19 protein-coding genes are annotated in these 23,786 nt (G+C 49.6%); 11 read left to right on the forward strand and 8 right to left on the reverse strand.

Annotated features, from left to right (window positions below):
- Nucleotides 1–85: 85 nt before the first annotated feature.
- Nucleotides 86–430, reverse strand: a complete 345-nt coding sequence (locus tag BZG25_RS00850; RefSeq protein ID WP_077638364.1) for a hypothetical protein — start codon at nucleotides 428–430, stop codon at nucleotides 86–88.
- A gap of 213 nt (nucleotides 431–643) precedes the next feature.
- The gene (locus BZG25_RS00855) at nucleotides 644–2,080 is read right to left on the reverse strand and encodes a coniferyl aldehyde dehydrogenase (protein ID WP_077638365.1); all 1,437 of its coding nucleotides are present in this window, start codon (nucleotides 2,078–2,080) and stop codon (nucleotides 644–646) included.
- A gap of 341 nt (nucleotides 2,081–2,421) precedes the next feature.
- Here BZG25_RS00855 and BZG25_RS00860 point away from each other — a divergent pair, with 341 nt between their 5' ends.
- The 4 genes from BZG25_RS00860 (at nucleotide 2,422) to BZG25_RS00875 (ending at nucleotide 6,611) form a co-directional block, all read left to right on the forward strand.
- Nucleotides 2,422–2,763 carry a (2Fe-2S)-binding protein gene (locus BZG25_RS00860; RefSeq protein WP_077638366.1) on the forward strand — a complete coding sequence of 114 codons (342 nt, stop codon included), beginning with the start codon at nucleotides 2,422–2,424 and terminating at the stop codon, nucleotides 2,761–2,763.
- Entirely contained in the window at nucleotides 2,756–4,135 is a 1,380-nt protein-coding gene (locus tag BZG25_RS00865) for an NAD(P)/FAD-dependent oxidoreductase (protein ID WP_077638367.1), read from the forward strand. The genes BZG25_RS00860 and BZG25_RS00865 overlap by 8 nt, the downstream gene beginning before the upstream one ends.
- Complete coding sequence (locus BZG25_RS00870; protein WP_077638368.1) at nucleotides 4,132–5,388, forward strand: FAD-binding oxidoreductase; 1,257 nt, start codon at nucleotides 4,132–4,134, stop codon at nucleotides 5,386–5,388. Before BZG25_RS00865 ends, BZG25_RS00870 begins: the two co-directional genes overlap by 4 nt.
- Nucleotides 5,389–5,615: 227 nt before the next feature.
- Nucleotides 5,616–6,611 (forward strand): chemotaxis protein CheV, encoded by a 996-nt coding sequence (locus BZG25_RS00875; protein WP_046075684.1) that lies wholly within the window; start codon nucleotides 5,616–5,618, stop codon nucleotides 6,609–6,611.
- A gap of 110 nt (nucleotides 6,612–6,721) precedes the next feature.
- Here the strand turns inward: BZG25_RS00875 and BZG25_RS00880 are convergent, their stop codons facing one another.
- On the reverse strand, nucleotides 6,722–8,104 hold the full coding sequence (locus tag BZG25_RS00880) for a sodium:alanine symporter family protein (RefSeq protein WP_198535194.1): 1,383 nt from the start codon (nucleotides 8,102–8,104) through the stop codon (nucleotides 6,722–6,724).
- Nucleotides 8,105–8,509: 405 nt separating this feature from the next.
- Here BZG25_RS00880 and BZG25_RS00885 point away from each other — a divergent pair, with 405 nt between their 5' ends.
- Complete coding sequence (locus BZG25_RS00885; protein ID WP_046075682.1) at nucleotides 8,510–9,490, forward strand: rhodanese-related sulfurtransferase; 981 nt, start codon at nucleotides 8,510–8,512, stop codon at nucleotides 9,488–9,490.
- 121 nt (nucleotides 9,491–9,611) lie between these two features.
- Nucleotides 9,612–11,264: a diacylglycerol kinase family protein gene (locus tag BZG25_RS00890; RefSeq protein WP_158010248.1), complete on the forward strand. Its 1,653-nt coding sequence runs from the start codon at nucleotides 9,612–9,614 to the stop codon at nucleotides 11,262–11,264.
- On the opposite strand, the gene BZG25_RS00895 is transcribed toward BZG25_RS00890, so the two are convergent.
- Nucleotides 11,243–12,637 carry a sigma-54 dependent transcriptional regulator gene (locus BZG25_RS00895; RefSeq protein WP_198532131.1) on the reverse strand — a complete coding sequence of 465 codons (1,395 nt, stop codon included), beginning with the start codon at nucleotides 12,635–12,637 and terminating at the stop codon, nucleotides 11,243–11,245. The genes BZG25_RS00890 and BZG25_RS00895 overlap by 22 nt on opposite strands.
- A gap of 236 nt (nucleotides 12,638–12,873) precedes the next feature.
- On the opposite strand from BZG25_RS00895, the gene BZG25_RS00900 reads away from it, so the two are divergent.
- The 3 genes from BZG25_RS00900 (at nucleotide 12,874) to BZG25_RS00910 (ending at nucleotide 14,782) form a co-directional block, all read left to right on the forward strand.
- Nucleotides 12,874–13,452 (forward strand): BON domain-containing protein, encoded by a 579-nt coding sequence (locus BZG25_RS00900; protein WP_046075680.1) that lies wholly within the window; start codon nucleotides 12,874–12,876, stop codon nucleotides 13,450–13,452.
- Nucleotides 13,453–13,533: 81 nt separating this feature from the next.
- The gene (locus BZG25_RS00905) at nucleotides 13,534–13,815 is read left to right on the forward strand and encodes a hypothetical protein (RefSeq protein WP_046075679.1); all 282 of its coding nucleotides are present in this window, start codon (nucleotides 13,534–13,536) and stop codon (nucleotides 13,813–13,815) included.
- A 115-nt stretch (nucleotides 13,816–13,930) separates the two neighbouring features.
- Nucleotides 13,931–14,782, forward strand: a complete 852-nt coding sequence (locus tag BZG25_RS00910; protein WP_077578461.1) for a DMT family transporter — start codon at nucleotides 13,931–13,933, stop codon at nucleotides 14,780–14,782.
- 84 nt (nucleotides 14,783–14,866) lie between these two features.
- Here the strand turns inward: BZG25_RS00910 and glpD are convergent, their stop codons facing one another.
- The 4 genes from glpD to BZG25_RS00930 all read right to left on the reverse strand — a co-directional run bounded on the left by glpD (nucleotide 14,867) and on the right by BZG25_RS00930 (nucleotide 20,210).
- Entirely contained in the window at nucleotides 14,867–16,408 is a 1,542-nt protein-coding gene (glpD, locus tag BZG25_RS00915; protein ID WP_077638371.1) for a glycerol-3-phosphate dehydrogenase, read from the reverse strand.
- A gap of 305 nt (nucleotides 16,409–16,713) precedes the next feature.
- Nucleotides 16,714–18,237 carry a glycerol kinase GlpK gene (gene glpK / locus BZG25_RS00920; RefSeq protein ID WP_077578463.1) on the reverse strand — a complete coding sequence of 508 codons (1,524 nt, stop codon included), beginning with the start codon at nucleotides 18,235–18,237 and terminating at the stop codon, nucleotides 16,714–16,716.
- A gap of 129 nt (nucleotides 18,238–18,366) precedes the next feature.
- On the reverse strand, nucleotides 18,367–19,230 hold the full coding sequence (locus BZG25_RS00925) for an MIP/aquaporin family protein (protein ID WP_077578464.1): 864 nt from the start codon (nucleotides 19,228–19,230) through the stop codon (nucleotides 18,367–18,369).
- A 281-nt stretch (nucleotides 19,231–19,511) separates the two neighbouring features.
- A complete protein-coding gene (locus tag BZG25_RS00930) occupies nucleotides 19,512–20,210 on the reverse strand; it encodes a riboflavin synthase subunit alpha (RefSeq protein ID WP_077578465.1) in 699 nt (232 codons plus the stop codon).
- Between the two features lie 150 nt (nucleotides 20,211–20,360).
- Between BZG25_RS00930 and BZG25_RS00935 the strand changes: the two genes are divergently transcribed.
- A complete protein-coding gene (locus BZG25_RS00935) occupies nucleotides 20,361–22,535 on the forward strand; it encodes a TonB-dependent receptor domain-containing protein (protein WP_077638372.1) in 2,175 nt (724 codons plus the stop codon).
- A 160-nt stretch (nucleotides 22,536–22,695) separates the two neighbouring features.
- On the forward strand, nucleotides 22,696–23,709 hold the full coding sequence (locus BZG25_RS00940) for a 2-hydroxyacid dehydrogenase (RefSeq protein WP_077606719.1): 1,014 nt from the start codon (nucleotides 22,696–22,698) through the stop codon (nucleotides 23,707–23,709).
- Nucleotides 23,710–23,786 lie beyond the last annotated feature (77 nt).

Below are 23,786 nucleotides of genomic sequence, written 5' to 3' on the forward strand. Positions count from 1 at the left end.
CAATATTTTAAGGTGGAAAACCAGAGGCACTTTAAACGTCTATTTTTGACTGGTATCATCAAAGGGAGAGTGGATACAATCATAACTAGTCATCGCTACCATAATATCTTTCTCCACCATCAACACTTATCATCGTCCAGCTTAGCCCTCCGAAAGGTCCCATCTCTTGTTTCAACAAAACTGAATTATCTACTTTTAGTTTTTCTAGTAGTATCTCGCAAGTAGTCCCTAGTGGTAAAATAGAAAAAAAATCCTTCTTACCATCGATAGTATAATTTGCTTTAAGTAACGTGCCCGACTTTAGAGTACCTTGGCAGTATGCAGCATCTATAACTGCGTTATTTATTGATACTTTACCCTCATATTGAAACAAGTATAGATATACAGGCATGAATACCAACAAGCCCCATAATATTTTTTTATTTTTCACTAGTCTCCCTCACTAGTTCTTTTCGTGCTTTTTCAAAGTTATTGGAAGCATTTACGGTATCTAAGCTGGTTTTTCTTGCTTCATAGATAGGTTCAGCTGCATTACCAGTATATTTTGGTAAAGGAGAAACTCCAAGAATAATTACACTTTATGCTTGAGCATGATACCTATCATGCTCCACGTTTTATATTGCTGACGAGTGCGAGGTTAGGCTTACCGCATTAACCACCAGCGCATTAAGCGTTTGTACCAGCGGTTGTACGGGGGTTTGACTAAAAAGCTGGTGTCCCATTTATCACGGGTGAGGACGGTTTTACTGTGGCTAAAAGTATAAAAGCCTTCAATGCCGTGGTAATGCCCCATGCCGGAGTCACCAATGCCGCCAAAAGGCGCATCTTCGGCAGCGACATGGAACAAGGTTTCATTAATCCCCATACCGCCAGCGTGAAGCTGCGTGGTGACCTGCGCGCGTATCTCAGCGTCATTGCTCATCAAATACAAAGCGAGCGGTCGCGGGCGCGCCTGAATATAACGCAATGCCTCAGAGATATCTTGATAGGTAACCACAGGCAGGAGCGGGCCAAAAATCTCTTCTTGCATCACCCGCATATCATCGGTGACTTGGGTCAGTAGCTGAGTTGGCCAGCGTCGTTTTTCCGCAGTTGGCATGGTTTGCTGGTCGAGTGCACACCAGCGACGCGCACCCTTATCGAGCGCATCTTGGAGCGTTTCTTCTAGCCGCATCGCTTGGGGTTGATTAACGATCTGGCTGTAATCTTGATTGGCCTCAAAGTCAGGATACATAGCACGAAATGCACGTTGATAGGCGTGTATAAAGGCTTCTTGCCGATGTTCAGGGCAAAGCACATAGTCGGGGGCAACACATATCTGCCCAGCATTTAAGCACTTCCCGTAAATGAGCCGTGAGACAGCCACGTCCATATCAATTTGATCATCAATGATCACCGGCGATTTACCCCCCAGTTCGAGGGTAACCGGTGTTAAATTATCGGCCGCCGCCAGCATGACTTGACGTCCGACCTGGGTTGAGCCGGTGAAAAAGAGATGGTCGAACTCTAACTCGGTAAAGCGGCGCGACACTTCAACTTCACCTTCAACCACGGCCACTTCGTTTGGGCTAAACACCTCAGCGATTAACGCGCGTAATACCTGGTTGGTGTTGGGCGTGAACTCCGAAAGCTTAAGCATTACCCGATTGCCCGCGGCCAACGCGCAAATCAGCGGACTCACTGCCAGCATAATCGGAAAGTTCCAAGGTACAATGATCCCAACCACGCCTTTTGGCTGAGAGTGCACAGCCAATTTGGTGCCTAGCAGGGTAATACCAGGACGCCGTTTTTGCGGCTTCATCCATCGCTTTAATCGACGACGGGTGTAATCAATCTGGTGCAGCAAAGGCAAGATGTCGGCAATTTCAGTATCAACGGGCGCACGGTAGCCGTAATCGTCGCTAAGGGCTTGTTGTAACGCAGACGATTTTTGCTTGATGGCCTGACGCAAGCGCAGAAGTGCGTCGCGACGATGGCTGTACTCTAAAAAAGGACACTGAGACACCTGTTCTTTTTGCGCGTCGAATGTCTCTCGCATCTCTTTAACCGTTTCCAACCACTGTGAGCCTGACTCTGTCATCCTTGCCTCCTCTGCCGATACAAGATCGCGATACACCACTTCTTCATTGATGACATAGCCACCTTGTTTACGCAACAGCGCTTGACCGATATAGCGTCACTGTTCACAGGCCCCTCTCCGCGCAAACCTGATCGTTATCATGATAAAGCTCACAACATCATCATTATTTCCATACATTTTGCGAGTAATAACAAATAAGAAACAAAAAGTAACGTCATATTCACAAAGCAAGTTTAGTATACTCCTCGCCTAATAAATAAGACAACACACTCCGCTCACTTAAACAGGCTGAGTGGGCGTCATCACTGTGCCAACAACATACCAATGAGCAAATTAAAACGATGAGACGAAATCAAGACATTACCGATGCCGTTGGCGAAACCTTCTCGATCCATGTCAATGGCGAGACGGTTCCCGCCATCGCTGGAGAAAGCGTGCTAAGCACCTTGCTCGCAAGCAATATCCGTGCGCTATCTAAAAATGATTATGGCCGGTTAGCCAGTGCCTATTGCGGCATGGGCGTGTGTCATTGCTGCACGCTGGAAATCAACGGCTGCCATAAACAACGTGCGTGTCAAGTTGCCGTTCAACCGGATATGGATGTCCGCACTGAAGCCAATATTGTGGTTGAGAACACGGATCTTGAAAGCCACACCGTCGAGCAAGGAGAAACCCATGTCTAAGCCTGTTGTTATTGTTGGTGCTGGACCTACTGGTCTCTCTGCAGCGGTCACACTGGCCAAGCACAAGGTTGCCAGTATTATTGTTGATGAAGCCCCCAAACCCGGTGGCGTCGTCTATCGTGGCCCGTGGCGAGAGACCAACGCACTGCCCCATTTGGATGACAAATGGAAGGCCACCTCACAAACCCTGCGCGAACAATATCACCAGCATCAGGATTTGATTGACCTACGCAGTTTGACGCGGGTACTGGGGCCAATGGCGGATCAACATCTCCTCACTGCTCATGAAGATACGCTATCAACGATTGACTATGAGCAGTTGATCCTCGCCACCGGTTGCCAAGAGCGCAGCATTCCCTTTCCTGGCTGGGATATACCAGGGGTGATGCTTCTTGGGGGGATCCAGCTTCAAATAAAAAGCGGCTTGGTTCGTCCCGGGCACCGCTGCGTGATCACCGGCACAGGGCCTTTGCTTGTACTGGTTGCTTGTCAGCTTCACAAAGCCGGTTGTGATATCGCCGGTATCTATGAAGCGGCGCCGTTTAAAGACTTGGCACGTGAAACGCTCGCCCTCCTCAACCGTCCACAGCTCGCGCTAGATGGCCTCTCCATGATGATGTATCTCAAACGCCACCATATTCCGATGCATTACGGCTGGGGCGTCGTCAAAGCCTCGGGTGACCCCCAAGTCGAGCACGTCACGGTTGCACCCTACAGTAAAGATTGGCACCCAGATGTTAGCCGTGCCGAAACCATAAATGCCGATGTACTTGGTGTGGGTTACGGCTTTGCAGCACGCTCTCAGCTTGCGCAACTAATGGGGCTAGATATGCAGTACGATCATATGAGCGGAGCAATCCCCGTGGTGGACGAGTGGCAACGTGCCAGTCTCGACAATGTTTACTGCGCCGGTGATACCGTGAAATTTGCCGGCGCTGAAGCCGCCATGTTGGAAGGAAAGATTGCGGCGTACTCCGCACTGAAGGCACGCAATATTTCAATGCCTAATCTTGACAATGAGTTTAAGGCTCTGCGTCATCAGCTCGAAAAGAGCTACCGTTTCCGTAAAGGCTTTGATACGGCAGGCTACCGCCGCCCGGGCCTGCTCAGTTTGCCGGAAAAAGACACAGTGATCTGTCGCTGCGAACAAGTGAAAAAGGCGGACATTGATAACGCCATCAATCAAGGCGTCAAGGATGTCATTACATTGAAAATGCGTACCCGCGTCACAATGGGTGACTGCCAAGGAAAAACCTGTGCACACTACTGCTACGACCGACTCAATGAGAGCACGACGTCGCCTCAACCTTTGATTCGCCCTCGATTCCCACTCGACCCTATTCCTTTTGCTGCGTTGGAGGATGACGCATGAAACAGTACGACATCGTAATTTGTGGCGGCGGCGTGATCGGCGCGTCAGTGGCTTATCATTTAAGCCGCGAGCGCGACTTATCCATCGCCGTTGTGGACTATAAATACCCCGGAAACGCCTCGCGTGCGTCAGCCGGTGGTCTATGGGCGATGGGCGAGTCAACCGGCCTTGGCTGCGGCGTTATCCTGTTTAAGACCCTTTCTAAGCAGATGCAAGAAAGCGGCGAAGGTGGATCACCAGAGATCAAACCGCACATTATGCCCAAGCCGTTCTTCGATATGGCGATGCTGTCTAACCAGCTCTATCCGGCATTGTATGATGATTTGCTGACGCATCACGGTGTAGACTTTAAGTTTGAGCGTACTGGTCTGAAGTTTGTCATGTTTGATAAGTACGACAAACTCTATGCCGAACATATTGCGGCCGCCATTCCTGATCGCCAAGAGCATGTCCGTTGGGTGTCTCAAGAAGATCTTCACGCACAAGAGCCTAACGTGTCGCGTGCGGCAATTGGTGCGATGGAGTTTGAGGGTGATCACCAAATCAATCCCTATCGCCTTAACGAGGCCTATTTGGAAGCAGCACGGCAGAACGGTGTCGAGCTATACCTCAATACCAAAGTCACGGGTGTGGTGAGACAAGGTAACCGCGTTGTCGCGGTTGAAACAGAAAACGGCAAGCTAGGTTGTGGCACCATGATCAATGCAGGTGGCGCATGGGCGGAAAAGCTCAGCTTGTGGGCAACGGGGGTGCCAATGCCTGTCTTCCCAGTCAAAGGCCAAGTGATCGTCTCCGAGAAGCTACCTAAGCTTTTAAATGGCTGTTTAACCACCAGTGATTGTTATATCGCCCAAAAAGATAACGGCGAAGTCTTGATTGGCTCAACCACCGAAGAGCGTGGTTTTGACACCACCACAGACATGAAGTACATCAAACAGCTGGCACAAGGCGCCATGAAGTCTATCCCCGAGCTGAAGAAGATGAATATCAAGCGCTGCTGGGCAGGCTTGCGTCCGGGCTCACCGGATGAGCTGCCGATTCTTGGTGCAGTGCCGGATATTGACGGTTACCTCAATGCATGTGGGCATTTCCGTACCGGTATGTTGACCTCTGCCATCACCGGAAAGGTGATGAATGAAGTGGTACGTGGTCTGCCAACCACCATTGATCTCGCGCCGTTCTCCTATACACGCTTTTTGGACAGCCAAGGAAAAATGATCGGGAATTACCACTTAGACGTGGCCTTACCTTAACTGCCAAACGGCCCTAACGGTCTTCAAAGCCTGCTCGCCGCAGGCTTTTTTGTTATTAAGCTGTAACTTATCGATGATTTTCGCGATCAATTTAGCGCGATAGCCCACAGAAAAGCAGCACGATTATCGAGCAAAGATTGTCGCTTTATTGATCTCAGGCTTATACTGGAACAAACTCAGTTTAACGCCAGCTTTATTCGCTGATATCGAAAGGAAATGTGGTAGGCATGAACGACGAGCCATCAAAAAACGAAATACTGACGGAAAGTGGTACGAATGAGCTAGAAATCATTGAGTTTCACTTAATCAAGCAACTTCCTGACGGCAGTACCAAAACCTGCTACTACGGTATCAACGTTGCCAAGGTTCGCGAAGTTATCCAAGTTCCGGAAACCACTGACTATCCAAACGCCCAGGCGCACATGATTGGGGTGTTTTCGTCACGCGACAAGCTAACGCCACTGATTGATCTCGCAGGCTGGTTAGGCGTCCCGACGCGTCCAGAGAAAGACAATAAGTTTGTGATTGTCACCGACTTTAACAACATGACTAATGGGTTTTTGATTGACAGTATTAGTCGTATCCATCGTATTTCCTGGGAAGCGGTTGAGTCCCCGAGCCAATTTTTAGAAGCAGGCGAGCAAGATTGTGTGGTCGCCGTTGTCCGCAAAGACAAAAACCTGATTATGATCCTGGATTTTGAGAAAATCATTGCCGATATTAACCCTGAGTTGAGTATGGAAAAATACGATGTCACTCAGGACAGAAACGTCAACATTTCCGAATCCAGCGCGAAAAAACGCGAAGCAAAAACGATTTTAGTGGTGGACGATTCCGCCTTCATCCGTAGCTTAATTGAGAACACGCTACGCTCAGCTGGCTTTAACATTATATCGGCCAAAGATGGTGGCGAGGCCTTTGACAAACTCACCGAATTCGAACGCATTTCCAAAGAAGAAGGTGTGTCGATCAATGAGTTTGTGGATGCGATTGTGTCAGACGTAGAGATGCCACGTATGGACGGTATGCACTTAGTCAAACGCCTCAGAGAGATGGATACCTATAAAACCATGCCTATTATCATGTTCTCGTCGATCATGAGCGAGGATAACCGCGCTAAGGCTCTGCAATTGGGCGCCAATGATACCATCACCAAACCCGAAATCGGTCGCATGGTTAGCCTGGCTGATACCTACGTATTCGGCGCACCACTTGATGATTAATCAACGATAAAGGCCAACATAGTGAACAAAACAAAGGCTGCACATTGGCAGCCTTTGTTCGTTTTAGCGTGACAACAAAGTTTTCAGTCAAGCCATTAACTATCGGCTCATTAACTGTCGGTTACCTGTGAGCGATGGCTTTCACGGTAACGATGACTGGCAAAATAACGTTTAGCAGCTTGGTTTACCTTAGGCGCCAGCAGCAACGCGGAAACCATGGTGGGCACTGCCATCAGCCCATACGCCCCAATGAGGAATAAGAACACCACATCCAGCGATAATACCGCCCCCAGCACCACAAGCGATAAGTATAGGTACTTATAATACTGACCCGCCTGCTCGCCAAACAAATAGACAAAGCATTTATAGCCGTAATACCAGAATGTAAATACCGTGGTGAAAGACAAAACTAACACCTGTGCCGCCAATAACCAGGCCCCTGGCGCGCCAAACGCTGCTTTAAATGCTGCCATGGTCAGGCTAACACCCTGCATGCCCTCGGCTTGATCAAGCACACCGGTCACCAAGATCACTAGCGCAGTGCAACTACAGACAATTAAGGTATCAATGATAGGACCTAGGCTAGCGACCAATCCTTCTCGGACTGGCTCATTGGTTTTTGCCGCGCTGTGGGCCATGACCTCGGTGCCAATCCCGGCTTCATTAGAGAAAGCACCACGACTCACCCCCACAATAATCACACTGATCAGGCCACCGAACATCGCATCCGGTGAAAAAGCACTGGCGAAAATCGACTGAAACACGCCAGGCACGCGCTCGGCATTAAGTGCCAAAGCGGCGATCGCCATCACCATATAGCTGCCCGCCATCAAAGGCACTAGCGCACCAGCAACATCAGCCACACGCTGCAAGCCACCCCAGATCACCATACCGACGAAGACCGCCAGTACAATGCCCAGTGCCCAAGAGAACGCACTACTCTCTAGCCAAGCGATCCCCGGAAATAGCTGAGTTTGCACCACGGCACCAAGCTGGTTAATTTGGAAAGACGGCACAAATCCCATCAAGCCTGCAATGGCAAACATCACCGCTAACCATTTAAATTTTGGCCCTAAACCGTGCCGAACTGTATACATGGGGCCACCGTGGACATTGCCGTTCGCATCTTTGTGACGATACATGACCCCCAATGTACAGGTATAAAACTTGGTTGAGACTCCTAGTAATGCCGTTAACCACATCCAAAACACCGCACCGGGTCCACCTGCGCTGAGCGCCAGTGCCACGCCGGCAATATTACCAAGGCCCAAAGTGCCGGAGAGAGCGGCGGCGAGCGCCTTGCGATGAGATAAATCACCATGGCCACTGCCATCGTCCACCTTACCGGTTAACAGCTTGATACTGTGTGCCATATACCGAAACGGCGTGAGTTTGCCATAAAGGGTAAAGAAAACCCCGCCACCAACCAATAAGATCAGCATCGGCTTACCCCAGATAAACCCGACAAATGCGTTAATCCATTCTTCAATCATGTTTTGCATCCTTTCTTGATGCTTGGCTAATTACTTTGCTTACTAGACCACTGTCTAGCCGATGCACGCCAACCAACAAAATAATTAGACCATAAAGCAATAAAACCATTCTGGCGTGACTAAAAACCCATTCAAACTAAGTCCAAACACGCTTTCAGGCGATAAAAACTCCGTTCATACGTGATGTTGATCTCATAAAAATCAGACGATAATGAATAACTATCAATACAATTTGATTTGAACACAAAGTAGAGTGCATCGCCTTCGTCGCTATCAGAGCGCTCGATATTTAACCTTACTTTTATCCGGTGTTTTGCGTCAGTAGCATTCGCTATACTTCGCGCTCACGTATACATACACCACCCATGCACTGGATTTACGCTCCAGCCAGCAAGAGGAAACAAGATGTCTAAATATGTCATTTGTGCCTTATATAAATTTGTCACACTCGACGACTACCAGTCTTTGCAAGCACCATTGCTTGAAGTAATGGAAGCCAACCAAATAGGCGGCACGCTCCTTCTCGCCCAGGAAGGCATAAATGGCACAGTGGCAGCGACAAGAGAAAATATGGATGCGCTGTTTGCGTGGTTTAGAAATGACCCACGCCTAGCGGATATTGACTATAAAGAGTCGTTCGAAGACAGCCAGCCATTTAGTCGCACCAAGGTAAAACTCAAAAAAGAAATTGTGACCATGGGGGTTGAAGGCATCGATCCGCGCCAAAGCGTGGGCACTTATGTCAAACCAACAGAGTGGAATCAATTAATCAGCGATCCAGATGTGTTAGTGATCGATACGCGTAATGATTACGAAATCGAGATTGGTACCTTTGAACGAGCCGTTAATCCGCATACAGATAGCTTCCGTGAATTCCCAGACTATGTTGAACAGCAGCTTGACCCTAGCACTCACAAAAAAGTCGCCATGTTTTGTACCGGCGGGATCCGCTGTGAAAAATCGACCGCTTTTTTGAAAGAAAAAGGCTTTGATGAGGTGTATCACCTAGAAGGCGGGATCCTTAAGTACCTCGAAGAAGTGCCTGAGAGTGAAAGCTTGTGGAACGGAGAGTGTTATGTCTTCGACAGCCGTGTTGCCGTTAATCACGATTTGGAGCGAGGGTCTTACGCAATGTGTAATGCCTGTCGCCTACCCATCACGCAAGCGGACATGGAAAGCGAACACTATGAGCAAGGCGTCTCTTGCCCTAAATGCATCGACAAACACACCGACGCCCAAAAGGCAGCGTTTCGAGAGCGAGAGTACCAAGTCCGTCTTGCACGAGAACGCGGTGAACAGCACGTTGGCGGTGAGGCGAGAAAAATCATTGAACAACGTCGCGCAATGAAAAAATTCCGGCGCCAACATCAAAATCAAGATAAATAATAATACAAAAACGGCACGCCAGACGTGCCGTTTTTTATGATATTGGGCAGGGCTAACGTATAGTAAAAGCTGGATTGTTTTACCGATGGCGTCTGTGCTGAATAAAAAGGAGTGAATAAGCGTGTTTATAGGTCCCTTTTATAGCTTGGTCGCCGCGTGTTTATTTACGATCAGCTGGTGGATACCTAACGTCCTCCTTACCTTGCTTTTCTCATGGTGTGCGGCAGCATTTTTCGCCGTTAGTATCGCTTATTGGCGCAATCAGCCTCGCCTTTTTCGCAAACGCCAGTCCGGGCAGTTGCCTCGCATCAGCCAGTGGGTGTTTGCGCCATTTTTCACCTTTACCCACCTGTACAATCGTTGGGCAAGAAAACGCGATGTTGCACCGCCCGTCCAGCAAGTCGCCCCTGGGCTCTATGTCGGTGCCCGCCTGACCTACAAAGACATCCCCGATCTGCAAGCGCAAGGTATTGATGGGATATTAGATGTTACCGCTGAATTCGAGAGCGTCGACCGTTTCACACAATCACAGGCTGTCGCCTATCTCTCGGTGCCCGTATTGGATCATGCCTATCCCTCGCGTAGCCAACTGATGCGCGCGTTACAATGGCTACATCAACAGCGACAAGCCGAACACAAGGTGGTGGTGCATTGTGCACTAGGACGCGGACGGTCCGTGATGGTTGTTGCCGCCTATCTTTGGGCACTTTCTCCCCACCATTCGCTCGAGGATGTGCTTGGTGACATCAAAATGGTACGCCCCAAAGCACACTTGAATCAACGCCAGCGCCGCGCTTTAGTGCGTTTTCAGCAAAGCGGTGCGTTGCGGTTGGCGCGTCCCATTGCCTGGATCATTGCTAACCCTGCTGCAGGTGGAAAGAAATGGCGTAAGCACCGCGACTATATTCAGGCCTATTTAGGTGACGGGTATCGGTTAGTCGTCCATCAGACACGCCATAATCGTCGTAGTTATCAACTCGCTTGCCGCGCTGTTTCACAACAGGCTGATGTGGTGATCGCCGCCGGTGGAGACGGCACTGTGAACGCCGTTGCGCGAGCACTGATTAACACCGCAATCCCTTTAGGCGTATTACCGCTTGGCACCGCAAACGCCTTATGCCATGCATTGTGGGGGATAAAGACCAAATTTTTAAATATTGATGCCGCTTGCGATGTCATTTTAGATGGGACGCCACGAACCATCGACACCGCACGCTGTAACGGCAAAGTGGCGTTGTTAGTCGTGGGCGTTGGCTTTGAACAACAAATGATTCGCCACGCCGCTCGGGAGCAGAAAAATCAATTAGGCCAGTGGGCGTATTTGCAGGGTCTACTCGGGGCTGCCAGTCAAAATCAAGCCATCGATCTCACCGTTCAATTCGATCACCAAGCGCCTCAGTTGATCCGCACAACCAGTATGGTGGTCGCCAATGCCGCACCAATGACAACCTTATTAGCCCAAGGGCAAGGCCAACCAAATTATGCCGACGGCAAACTCGATGTCACTTGGCTCACCGCGAGTTCTACCAAAACAGATACCGCGTTGTCCCTCATGGAATTAGCATTCGCGAGTCTGTTTGAAACACGATTAGGCCGCTTTACTCACTATCAACAAGTCACACGCGTCTCGATACGTGCTACATCAGTCATTGACTATGTCATTGACGGCGAGCTTTATCGCGACCGAAAACTGACGATTGACGCGCAGCCTCAATCACTCGCGATCCTATCTCCGCCTCTTCCTGATGCCGCTCAATCAGACGATAATGCATGATATTGCTGGAGTTTGTTGTATAAGGTTTTAGGGCTGATCCCAAGTGCCTTAGCCGTACGCTGACGATTTCCTTGACAGCGTGCGAGTGTTTGTAAAATCGCTGCTTTTTCAAGTTCATCAAGCCTGATTCCCTCTGGCAGCGAAAGCGCCTCAACCGCTGTTGACGGATCATCACCCATCACGTTAGCGGGTAGATCCGTGACTTCAATGCACCCATTACTCAATAGAAAGCCATGCTCAATAGCATGTTTGAGTTCACGTACATTCCCTGGCCAGTGGTAGTGCTGGACGTGCTCGAGCGCGTTATCGCTAATGCTCACGGTTGTCTGATGATTAAAATTCAATTCAGCGAGGAAATGCGTGGTCAGTGCATGAATGTCATCTCCTCGCGCCCTTAATGGCGGAACCGTCACCACAAATTGTGCCAAGCGATAATAAATATCCTCACGCAGCTTGCCTTGCTGAATCGCCTCTTGCGCGTCGCGATTGGTGGCGGCCAAAAGACGCACATTTGCTTTTTGATTGCGTGTCGAACCAACTGGGCGGTATTCCCCTGACTCCAGCACCCTCAATAATTTCACTTGCAGCGACTGGGGCATTTCCGTTATTTCATCGAGAAACACCGTTCCCCCTTCGGCTTGGTAAAAAATCCCTTGGTGATCTTGATGCGCGCCAGTGAACGCCCCTTTGACATGACCAAACAACTCACTTTCGATCAGTTCTGGGCTCAGCGCCCCACAGTTGACCGCCATAAAAGGGGCATCCCCCCCTTGGCTTCGCCTCTCCATCCCGCCTATGTCAGTCGGTCGACCCAAGCCATGGAGTGTTTTTGCGACATGCTCCTTGCCCACCCCACTCTCACCGATGATAAACACATTCGCTTTCGTTGGACCTAGTCGTTGAAGCTGGCGGTACAGGGCCAGCATCGGGCTTGATGAGCCCAATAAATAGCCGTATTGATCTGCCTGGCTAGTAATAACGGGGGTACCCTGTGATTGCCCACGATCCTCACCGCGCATCTGATCAATAACGAGATGCTGGAAGGCCTGCTTATCGATAGGACGACGAAATACCGTCGCAGCCATGTCTTGGGCGTGGTGATTCCAAGCAGGAAAGGGCGCGCCATCAGTCAATAACACCCATTGCGTGTGGGTGATACGCATCATGATGGCGAGCAGCTCATCGATATCGCCATCCTTGGTGTCAACATCTATTACGACCCAGTCAGGGTCATCAACCTGACACGCTTCTAACAGTGCGGCTAACGTATCAAACCACACCACGTTCGTCGCTCGCGCGTTAAGCGCCACCTTTAGCATATGACGCAAAGAGGCATCTGACGACTGAGGTAAATAAGCGAACAAGCAAGACATATACATCGCATTCCTTCCAAGCGTTTTCTTGTTCTAGACTGCCATATCCAACCCCAGTTATTAAGTAATAATTACCAGAACTTAGGAAAAAATTACCTAAAAAGCAAAACCATCAAATCATCAACCACTATATAAGCTGTTGATATTTAAACTATTTTAAAATTGGCATAGATTTCGCTTTTGGGAGCCTAGCAGCGCCACAACGTTGCTCACACTCATTGAAAAAGGAGGATTTAATGAAGACGACTCCGCAAGGTCGATTTCATCCTTTATTTGTATCATTAGGGTTAGCGCTTGCGCTTGGCGCTTCTTCTGTCTCTGCGGCGAGCAGCGCCAATGACTGGCAAGATGAAGCCAAAGACGCTTGGATTGATGGCAAAGCCGAGTCCATGCTGATGGTGAACACTAACCTCAATAACTTTGATATCAACACAGATGTTGAGCAAGGCGTGGTCATTCTAACCGGGAAAGTCGATACCGAGCTTGATAAAAGCTTGGCCAGTGGCTTAGTTCGTCAGATTGATGGCGTGAGTGAGATAAAAAACGAGCTCACTGTGTCGCAACCTGCGAGCCAGTCAGCCGACCTAGGCCAAGCCGTCGTTGACACCAAAGTCAGCGCGGCGCTTAAAACAAGCTTGTTGCTGAATCCCGATATTAGTGGAACCAATATTGATGTATCCGTTAACGATGGCGTCGCAACCCTATCAGGCGAAGTGAAAAGTGATGCCGCGCGCGATCTTGCCGTATTAATGGCAGAGAACGCGCAGGACGTTGAACGAGTCATTGATGAACTCGACGTCGAAGGCAATGCCTAAATAATAAGGCGTTTCGCCACTGCGTTTCGCCACTGATTAATCGCCTGTACGTAGACTTAGGCCCTTTTAACAGGAGGTATTATGCAACGCCAAGAGATGATAGATAAGTTACATAATCGCTTGCAAGACTGGAATCAAGAAATTGATAAACTCGAAGAAAAAGCGAATGTTGCTTCGGCAAATGCAAAAGCAGAGTACCGAGAGTCAATTGAGCATTTGCGCGCAAGAAAAGAGCAAGCGAAAACACGCATTAATGAGCTGCAGCATGCCAGTGACGATGCGTGGGACGACATTAAACAAGGCGCCGAACAGGCACTGACGTCTCTCAAAGATGCCTACGACTCAGCTAAACAAAAATTCTAGCGAATACGATAGGATTGAGACAATTCGCTCCAAAATCTTTGCCGCTCTCATCGGAGCGGCTTTTTTTTGCCTCTATGTTAAGGTAATAGCTCTATTTTACTGAAAAGGAGGGATTATGCAGGCTCGTGCGCTTTTTGTTGCGATATTGAGTGTTTTTGGTGCCATGTGCGCCATTCAATTTGGCGCATCCTTTGCCAAACAGCTTTTCCCTCTGGTGGGCCCTATTGGGACCACTGCCCTGCGTGTCGGCTTTTCTGCCCTCATTTTGTGGCTCGTCTTTCGCCCTTGGCGTCAGTGGCCACGCGCGCGACATTGGCGAGCGATAACGGTATATGGTGGCTGTCTTGGTGGCATGATGATGCTGCTTTATTTGTCTATCGAGACTATTCCGTTGGGGATTGCCGTCGCACTTGAGTTTACCGGTCCTTTATTGGTGGCTTTAATCTCTATTCGTCGCGCCAGAGACAGTCTTTGGATCGTGCTCGCCGTTGGCGGTGTTATTACTCTCCTCCCCGATTTGTCAGGCGTGGATGCCTTGGATCCAAAAGGGGTGGCTTACGCATTAGCGGCGGGCGGCTGCTGGGCTGGCTATATCCTATTTGGGCAAAAGGCAGGAAATTTAGCGCCAGGCGGCGGGACGGTTGCTCTGGGGATGAGCATTGCTGCCCTTTATCTCGTACCAGCGGGCTACATTGCGACTGACGGTGCGATTTTTCAATGGCAATTGATACCCTTGGGGATCGCTGTCGCCCTTGTCTCTAGTGCTATTCCTTATTCTCTGGAGATGATAGCGTTACGCAACATGCCCAAACAAACCTTCAGTGTGATGATGAGTTTAGAGCCTGCTGTTGCCGCCATGGCTGGGCTACTCGTGCTCGATGAACAACTGGCCCTGCGTCAATGGCTCGCGATTGGCATGGTGATCAGCGCATCACTAGGCAGCACGTTATCGGCTAAACGGCGTTAAAAGACAGTCGATCGAAAAGAGCGCCGACCATCGGCGCTCTTTTTTGTCATCCCATCGTGTTAGCAACACGGACTCACTTGAGTGCTAGCTTGCCTCGCTTAATGGCAGTGCGTGTACTTTAACGCGCTGCTGCTCGATGTATTGGCTAATCGCATCAGCCTGTTCTTCAGTCAGATACAAGCCTAATTTGGTGCGACGCCATAAGGCATCTTCCGCATGCTGAACAAACTCATATTGCACCAGATAGTTAATTTCCACCTGGTAAACCCCATCAGCAAACCGATGACCCATCTCCGCTTCACTGTGACAACCTCTCATTAGTTGATGTGTGCGGGTACCGTAGGTATCGACAAATCGCTGCGCCGTATGATGGCTTAACCACGGATAACGTTGTTTAATCGACAGGGCGAGCTCATCCCGTGTGCAGCTGAAATCACCACCGGGAAGCGCACCGCTAGCCGTCCAAGGCTGACCCATCTTGTCAAAGAATGGCTCGAGTTTGCGCATCGCAGACTCCGCCAGCTTACGATAAGTCGTGAGCTTACCGCCAAAGATGGAAACCAACGGCGCTTGATTGCCTTGTTGCTCCAACTCTATGGTGTAGTCGCGTGTCATCGCCTGTGGCGAGTCCGATTCATCATCACACAATGGTCGCACGCCACTGTAGCTCCAAACGACATCCTGAGGCTGAATTTGGTGAGTAAAGTGCTGATTGACGACATCAACTAAGTAATCAATCTCAGCCTCGTCAATTTTTGCTTCTCGGGGATCGGCTTTATGCTCCACATCCGTGGTACCAATCAATGAGAACTTGTCGAGATATGGGATCACGAAGACGATACGGCCATCATTATTCTGCAGAATATACGCTTGTGGGTCTTGATGAATACGTGGCACAACAATATGAGAGCCTTTGATCATTTTGATCCCACGCGGCGATTTTTCGTGGAGACTGTCATCGTAGAATTGCTTCACCCAAGGGCCAGTCGCGTTCACCAATGCCTTGGCTTTGCGCTCAAAGCGCTCACCGGTATGTGCGTCCTCTAGCGTCACTCGCCAAATCGTGTTTTCACGCTCTGCCGCGACCACTTGGCAGTAATTGCGCACCTCTCCCCCTTTTTCACGCGTATATTGCGCATTGAGTAAGGTTAAGCGCGCATCATCCACCCAAGCATCTGAGTACTCAAACCCGACTTTCATGTCTTTGTTCATGTAGCCAGTTTTACGCAAATCAACCTTGTGGCTGCTCGGTAATGTTGAGCGCTTACCAAGGTGGTCATATAAAAATAATCCACAACGGATCATCCAGGCTGGGCGCAGATACGAGCGATGCGGCAAACGGAAACGCATCGGAAACGCAATATGGGGCGCCTTGTTGATCAGTACCTCACGTTCGGCCAGTGCTTCCGAGACCAAACGGAACTCATAATGCTCGAGATAGCGCAATCCACCATGAATAAGCTTCGAGCTCGCGGATGAAGTGGCCGATGCGAAATCTTTGGCATCGTACAGACCCACATTGAGTCCACGACCCGCCGCATCAGCAGCGATACCGGCACCATTAATCCCGCCCCCAACCACGAGGATGTCGAGAAGTGCGTCTTGATGAGAATTATGCGTAGTCATTTTTAGCCGACCTTGTTCAAATATGAGCGAACGAACATTAACTGATGAGTATAACTGTATATCAACTTTCGTTTTCGGTCACTATATATGTTCGAAAAATTATTATTGACTGTGACAAGTGTAGAAGAAGTGTTAAGAAAAAGGCGTTCATGTGAACTAAAAAACCGTCTGGCGAGTAGCCCTATGCCTTTATAGGCGGAGAAAAAACGCAGTAAAAGAGAGGAACACGATCAATCGGCCGGCGACAGGGCAATATGAAAAAAGGCGCGAAAACGCGCCTTTCATTATAAAGAGTGATATCAGGCTTACACATCTTCTTCTTCATTATGCAGCTCAGCCCACGCTTGTGCGCATTTTACTGCTCGCTTCCAACCACGATAGCGGCGATTGCGTTTTTCTTCGTCTCGATGTGGTTCAAAGCTTCGGTCCAGTTTGGCTTTATCTTTTAGCTCATCCAGGCCATCCCAGAAACCGACCGCCATACCCGCAAGGTACGCCGCGCCTAACGCGGTGACTTCTGTCACTTCCGGACGATGCACGTCGGTGTCGAGCACATCGGCTTGGAACTGCATCAAGAAGTTATTGGCAACGGCGCCGCCATCAACACGTAACGCTTCAAGCTTAATACCTGAATCTGCCTGCATGGCATCCAATACATCACGCGTTTGATAGGCAATGCTTTCTAGGGTTGCGCGAATGATATGGTTAGAGTTCACACCACGGGTCAGCCCCACAATGGTACCGCGAGCGTAGGCATCCCAATAGGGTGCTCCCAAACCGGTAAACGCCGGGACAACATACACGCCATTCGATGTATCAACTTTGGTGGCAAAGTATTCAGAGTCATGGGCGTCTTCCACCACTTTTAGCTCGTCACGGAGCCATTGAATTGAGGCACCACCCATAAAGACCGCGCCCTCAAGCGCATAGGATGGTTCGCCCTGCGGGCCACAACCAATGGTAGTCAACAGGCCATGGCTCGATGTCACCTTCTCTTGCCCGGTGTTCATTAGCAAAAAGCAGCCCGTTCCATAGGTGTTTTTCGCTTGGCCGGCTTCAACACACATTTGTCCGAATAGGGCTGCTTGTTGGTCACCCGCAATCCCCGCGATAGGAATACGCGTACCGCCTTTACCACCGATGTTCGTTTGTCCATAGACTTCGGAAGAGCGGCGCACTTCAGGGAGCATTGAAGCAGGGATCCCAAGCTCATCGAGCATTTTTTGATCCCAGCACATATCATTGATATTAAACAGCATGGTGCGTGATGCGTTAGTATAATCAGTCACATGCACACGCCCTTGAGTCATCTTCCATACCAACCAGGTATCCACAGTACCGAATAGCAGTTTACCGGCTTCTGCGTCTTCGCGCGCACCTTCTACGTTGTCCAAGATCCATTTCACCTTGGTGCCAGAGAAGTAAGGGTCAAGGACTAACCCAGTATTATCACGCACATAAGACGCCAATCCACGCTCGCGCAAGTCATGACAGATGTCAGCAGTACGGCGGCATTGCCACACGATGGCATTGTAAACCGGTTTACCGGTTTCTTTGTTCCACACAACCGTGGTTTCACGTTGGTTAGTAATCCCGATCCCAGCAATCTCATCGCTACGAATGCCGGTTTTGCCCAGCACTTCCACCAGCGTTGAGCTTTGGGTGGCATAAATTTCCATTGGATCGTGCTCAACCCAACCTGCTTGCGGATAAATTTGCGTAAACTCGCGCTGAGATACACCGACGATATTGGCATCGTGATCCATAACCACTGCACGTGAGCTGGTGGTGCCTTGGTCGAGAGCAACAATATACTTGTTCGCTGACATAATAGGGTTTCCTTCTATCTCTCTTATTTTAGTCTGTATTGCGACATTTCGCGCCATGTGTCATTGCACATTGCTCAATGTCGCGCATTGCTTTATTTCATGCTGAGCGCCATTGGACACAGTGCTAGGTTAGGCGTTGACTTCTCGCGTCTCCGTTTCAGCCAGCTCATCGTCGTCACATTGGTTAGGGATCGTACAGCCATGTCCTGCTTGGGGGAGATATGGGGCAATCGCTTTCGGATACAACCAACCGCCAAAGCAGGCACCCAAAATAGGGGCAACAATAGGGACAATGAAATACGGGATATCACGCGCGCCCGTCAGGGCATAGTCCCATCCAGCGAGGTAAGCAAACAGCTTCGGACCAAAGTCACGCGCTGGGTTCATCGCAAACCCGGTCAATGGACCCAAAGAGCCACCAATGACGGCAATAAGAATACCGATTAGCAGCGGATTCATTGGACCACGAGCCGCACCATTGTTTTCATCACCCAGTGCGAGAATACCGAACATCAGTACCGCAGTGATCACAAACTCTACCGCCATGGCGCCCGTAAATGACAAGGCAGGATGCGCATAGGTCGAGAAGATCCCCGCCGTCGACAAGGCCTCAGGGCTACTGCGCACCATGTTGTTTGCCAGCTCAAACTCGACAAAAAGGTTACTATAAAGGCTATAGACGAGCGCAGCCGAGGCAAACGCGCCAAGCATTTGTGAAATGATGTATGGAACAACTTTACTCTTATCAAAGCCGTGGAACGCGGCGAGTGCAATGGTGACCGCGGGGTTAATGTGCGCGCCGGACACCCCTGCGGTACAGTAAATGGCGATGGCGACACCAAAGCCCCATACAATACTGATTTCCCACTGACCAAAGTCAGCGCCGGTGAGCACTAAAGCGGCCACGCAGCCCACACCAAAAAAAATGAGTAAGCCCGTGCCGATAAACTCGGACACGCACTCTCCTAATAGAGTCGACGATGCCTTTTTCATATGATTATCCTTGTCACTGTTAGTAGGGTTACACGTTCAAAACCACACTATCATTTTGCATAATCACAGCATCTCGAAAACAAACTCACAACAAAAATGAGCGTTCGAGCATAATTTTATGTCTCAATACTGACATTTTTGTTAACCACATCATCATTTGAGCAAGTTCGCGCACAAAGTGAACAAGTGGAGCTTGGGCAGCTTGGAAGGCAGGCGGCGCGTCGCTCGCCCCGCCTGTTGCGGCATTAGCCGGCTGGAGAGAATGTTTGCTATTTGTTAATTCATGGTTGCTTAGCGATACCGATGGTATCTAGATCAATCCCCTGCTCTTTCGCAAGCGATTCGAGTACGGGAAGTAAAGGACCCAATTGCTCATTGAGCGTCTCGCGCACCGTGTCGACCATGACTTGCGTCTGGCGCTCGATTTCGATATTCACTTGATCCCCTTCTGCCTTTCGCTCGAACGTTGTCATTCGACGTGTTTCAGGAATAAGCCAAACATCAAACCAGCCTTGGTCTTTGTTCACCTCTGCGATGGTCAAACTCGCACCATTGATGGCAATATAGCCTTTGGAAAAAACATAGCGCATCCATTCAGGCTGTACCGAAAAGCGCAAACGATAATTTTCTTCTTGTACCAGCACATCGGATAAGGTCGCACGGCAATCGACGTGTCCCGATAACGGATGTCCGCCAATTTCAGCGCCATCTTTCGCGGCACGTTCAGCATTCACCGTATCCCCAGCTTTGATGCTGTTTAGCGTCGTAATCGCGAGACTTTGTACCATCACATCGAAGCGCACCAGCGTCTGCTCAAGCTGCTCAGTCACTGTCAAGCACACGCCATCGATGGCGACACTGGCTCCAACCGCTAACCCCTCACAAAAACCATCCGGGAAACGAATATCGAATGTTCGAATACCTTGATGATCGCGGCAAACTTCAATATGTGCCACCGCTTGAATAATTCCGGTAAACATGGGCATATCCTATTGAGCATTTCCCAGTATCATACTGCTTGGCAACAAAAATAACCAATGCATAACTGATAATCAATCTCATTAGCATTGCTAGTTACCCAGAGCTGGCGTATAGTGCGCGCTTTTATACGTCAGTGAAGTAGTATCAATATGCCATATCGCTCTCTACGTTTTTCCATTTTGGCAGCCTTTGCCGTTAGTGCCCAAACCGCCAGTGCGACCACAAACTCCTCTTCTAGCCACATTGAAACTATCGAGATACAAGGTGAGCAATTAAACCACCCTATCACCCTCACCTCACCCGGAAAGTCGACGTTAGAGCTAGACGATATCCAACGCGAACAGGCGCATAATATCGGAGAATTGGTAATGAAGATGCCTGGCGTCTCACTCGACGCTGGCGCACGTCCAGGCAGTGAACGTATCAATGTGTGGGGCTTTTCGCATCCCTCGGCACTGTCTGTTCGGGTCGATGGTGCCCCCGTCGGCTTTCAACAGTATCGCTATGGTAGCTTTTTCATCGATCCTCAGTTACTACGATCCGTGCGCGTAGTAAGAGGCGATCATAATGTGCGTGCCAGTGTGGGGGCTTTTGGTGGCAGCTTTATCATGGAAACCAAAGAAGCGGCTGACTTTCTTGACCCTGATTCGTCGATTGGCGCGATGGCTCAAGCCGGCTTCAACAGTGTGAACCAACAATGGAAGCGCAGTGTGACCACTTATGGTGCTTCTGACGCTGGTTGGTCAGTGCTGTTGCACGGCTCTCGACGTGATGCCGATGATATCGAACTGGGCAACGGTGATGTCTTTACGTTCTCTGGCTACCGTCAACACAGTTTGCTGGGTAAGATTCGCTACCAGTCAAACGCGCACAATATGATGCTCAGCCACACCCGCTATGACGACCAAGGGAGAAAGCCGTGGGCGAATCGTCGCGGCACCATGCCTTCAATTAGTGATTACAAAATCAATAAATATGGTAGCTACGAAGCCGCATTATTCGCCACCTCAGTAGATAATCACTATCGCGAATATACCAGTACGTTGAATTATCACTATCAACCGTTTAACGACAATATCGACACCCGTGTCGTGATCGCGCATTCACAAAACCATCGCTATTGGGAGCGCCCAGATAGTACCTATCAGTCTTACATCACATCAGGCCAATACGGCCACCAAGTCTGGTTGTCCTATGAGCGTTGGTTTGCCGAGATCACCAATACCAGTTACCTCGGTGATCACGAAGTCATGATCGGGGCCCAGTATCAAGATCAAGACCGAGACTCACACGTCTACAACCATACGTATCGTAAAAAGCCATCGAAAAACAACGGCTACTACACACCCAACTTTGAACCATCGGGCGCGCAACAAACAGCCAGTGTGTTTGTACAAGATAAGTACTTTATTACCCCAGATCTCGAACTCACCGCCTCACTTCGCTATAGCCATATTCGATCACAAGGTGTGCCAAACCCAGCGCCTGATTACAACGATCCATCAGTCGGCCATGATTACAGCGCTATCAGCCACCAAGGCTGGGAGCCCCGTGTTGCATTGACTTATGATGTCAGTGCATCAACACAGCTTAAAGCGGCTTATGCCTATGGAGTGAAAGCGCCAACCATTGACGAGTTATATACGGTGCAATATGCCAAGGCCTCAAAACGGGCATCTTCAAGTCGCGACCTTTCCGTCACTCGTATCAATGCGTATCTGTTGGGCTTGTCTGATAAACGTCAAAATGTGTTAACTGCGGGCGATCATCTCGCCTCCGAAGTCACATTATTCTGGAATGATATTATTCATGATGTTGCCCAGCGCCGAGGTGTCAATGCGACCAAGCAAAAAGAGGGCTATTACACCAACTTGGACGGGCGCTATACCTACGGTTTCGACGCACAACTGCAATATCGTCTCGGCAAGTGGTCTGCCGATGCGTCTGTCTCTATGGTGCGAGGTAAACACAAAGGTTCGTTGCGCGATAGCACTGGCGACGACGAATACTGGTATGAAAACCCACCACTCAATGCCAAGTTAGGGATTGGACACCAATTGACGGATACCGTCCAACTCGGATGGCAAGGCCAATACTGGGATGAGCAAGACCGTCTTCCAGAGAACTCCTTTTTGTATACGGCAAATGTGGAGAGCGACGCTTACTTCTTCCAAAACCTGTATGGAGAATGGAAACCCAGCGATGATTTCGTGCTTCACGCAGCCATCGTCAATCTTACCGATCAGTATTACACGCCTTATCTGTCTGCCGGTGTGCCAGCCGCTGGCCGAGATATCCGCATTAATGCCACGATGCGTTTTTAACCAATCGGGAGAAGCCCAACTCGCAAAGCCGGACACACGTTCGGCTTTGTCCGTTCATGCTGGCACAATTATCCTTAAATATTTAAGGGTTTATTTTTGATGGAAATCACGTTATTGATACACATCACATTTCCTCCTCGACAGCTTCGGAGGCTAGTTAATGACGACCATTGCCGTATTTAGCGCCAAATCTTATGACAAGGCCGCCTTCTCCCATGTGAACGCTGCGTTTGATTATACGTTTGAGTTCCATGATTTCTTACTCACTGAAAAAACCGCCAAAATGGCGCAAGGTGCTCAAGCCATTTGTGCTTTCGTGAACGACGACCTTTCTCGACCTGTTTTAGAAATTCTGGCAGATTCAGGGGTTTATTTAGTTGCATTACGTTGCGCGGGATACGATCGTGTCGATTTGGATGCTGCCAAGTCGTTGGGCATCACCGTGGTCCGTGTCCCCGCTTACTCGCCTGAGTCGGTCGCCGAGCATACGGTTGGCATGATGATGTGCCTCAACCGCCGTTTTCATAAAGCATACCAACGCACCCGAGACGCTAACTTTGAGCTGGATGGTTTAGTTGGGTTTAATTTCCATGGTAAGACAGCTGGGATCATCGGCACGGGCAAAATCGGTATTGCTACCATGCGCATTCTTAATGGGCTAGGCATGCGTATTCTCTGCCACGACCCCTATGAAAACCCCGAAGCCATTGCGCTTGGTGCTGAGTATGTCTCGAAAGAAACGCTGTATGCCCAAAGCGACATTGTTTCCCTGCATTGCCCAATGTCTCAAGATAACTATCACTTGCTTAGCGCCGACGCCTTTGCGCAAATGAAAGATGGCGTGATGATAATCAATACCAGCCGAGGCGAGCTACTCGACTCGGTTGCCGCCATTGAGGCACTTAAACAGGGGCGCATCGGATCGTTGGGACTGGATGTTTACGATAATGAGCGTGAACTGTTTTTCCAAGATAAATCGAATGATGTGATTGTCGATGATGTGTTCCGTCGCCTTTCAGCCTGTCACAACGTGCTGATCACCGGCCACCAAGCGTTCTTGACCAAAGAAGCACTGCACAATATCGCCGAGACGACTTTAACCAATATTCAAACCGTTCTGGGCGGGCAAACCTGTCAAAACCAGATCGCTGAAGTCGAAGATCGCAGCGATTAACCTCGCGTGTTTCACGGATTCACCCATAAAACAGGCCTGGATATTCAGGCCTGTTTCCGCTCAATGATCACGGGATA

This window comes from Salinivibrio sp. ML198, assembly GCF_001996015.1.
GTDB classification, from domain to species: domain Bacteria; phylum Pseudomonadota; class Gammaproteobacteria; order Enterobacterales; family Vibrionaceae; genus Salinivibrio; species Salinivibrio siamensis.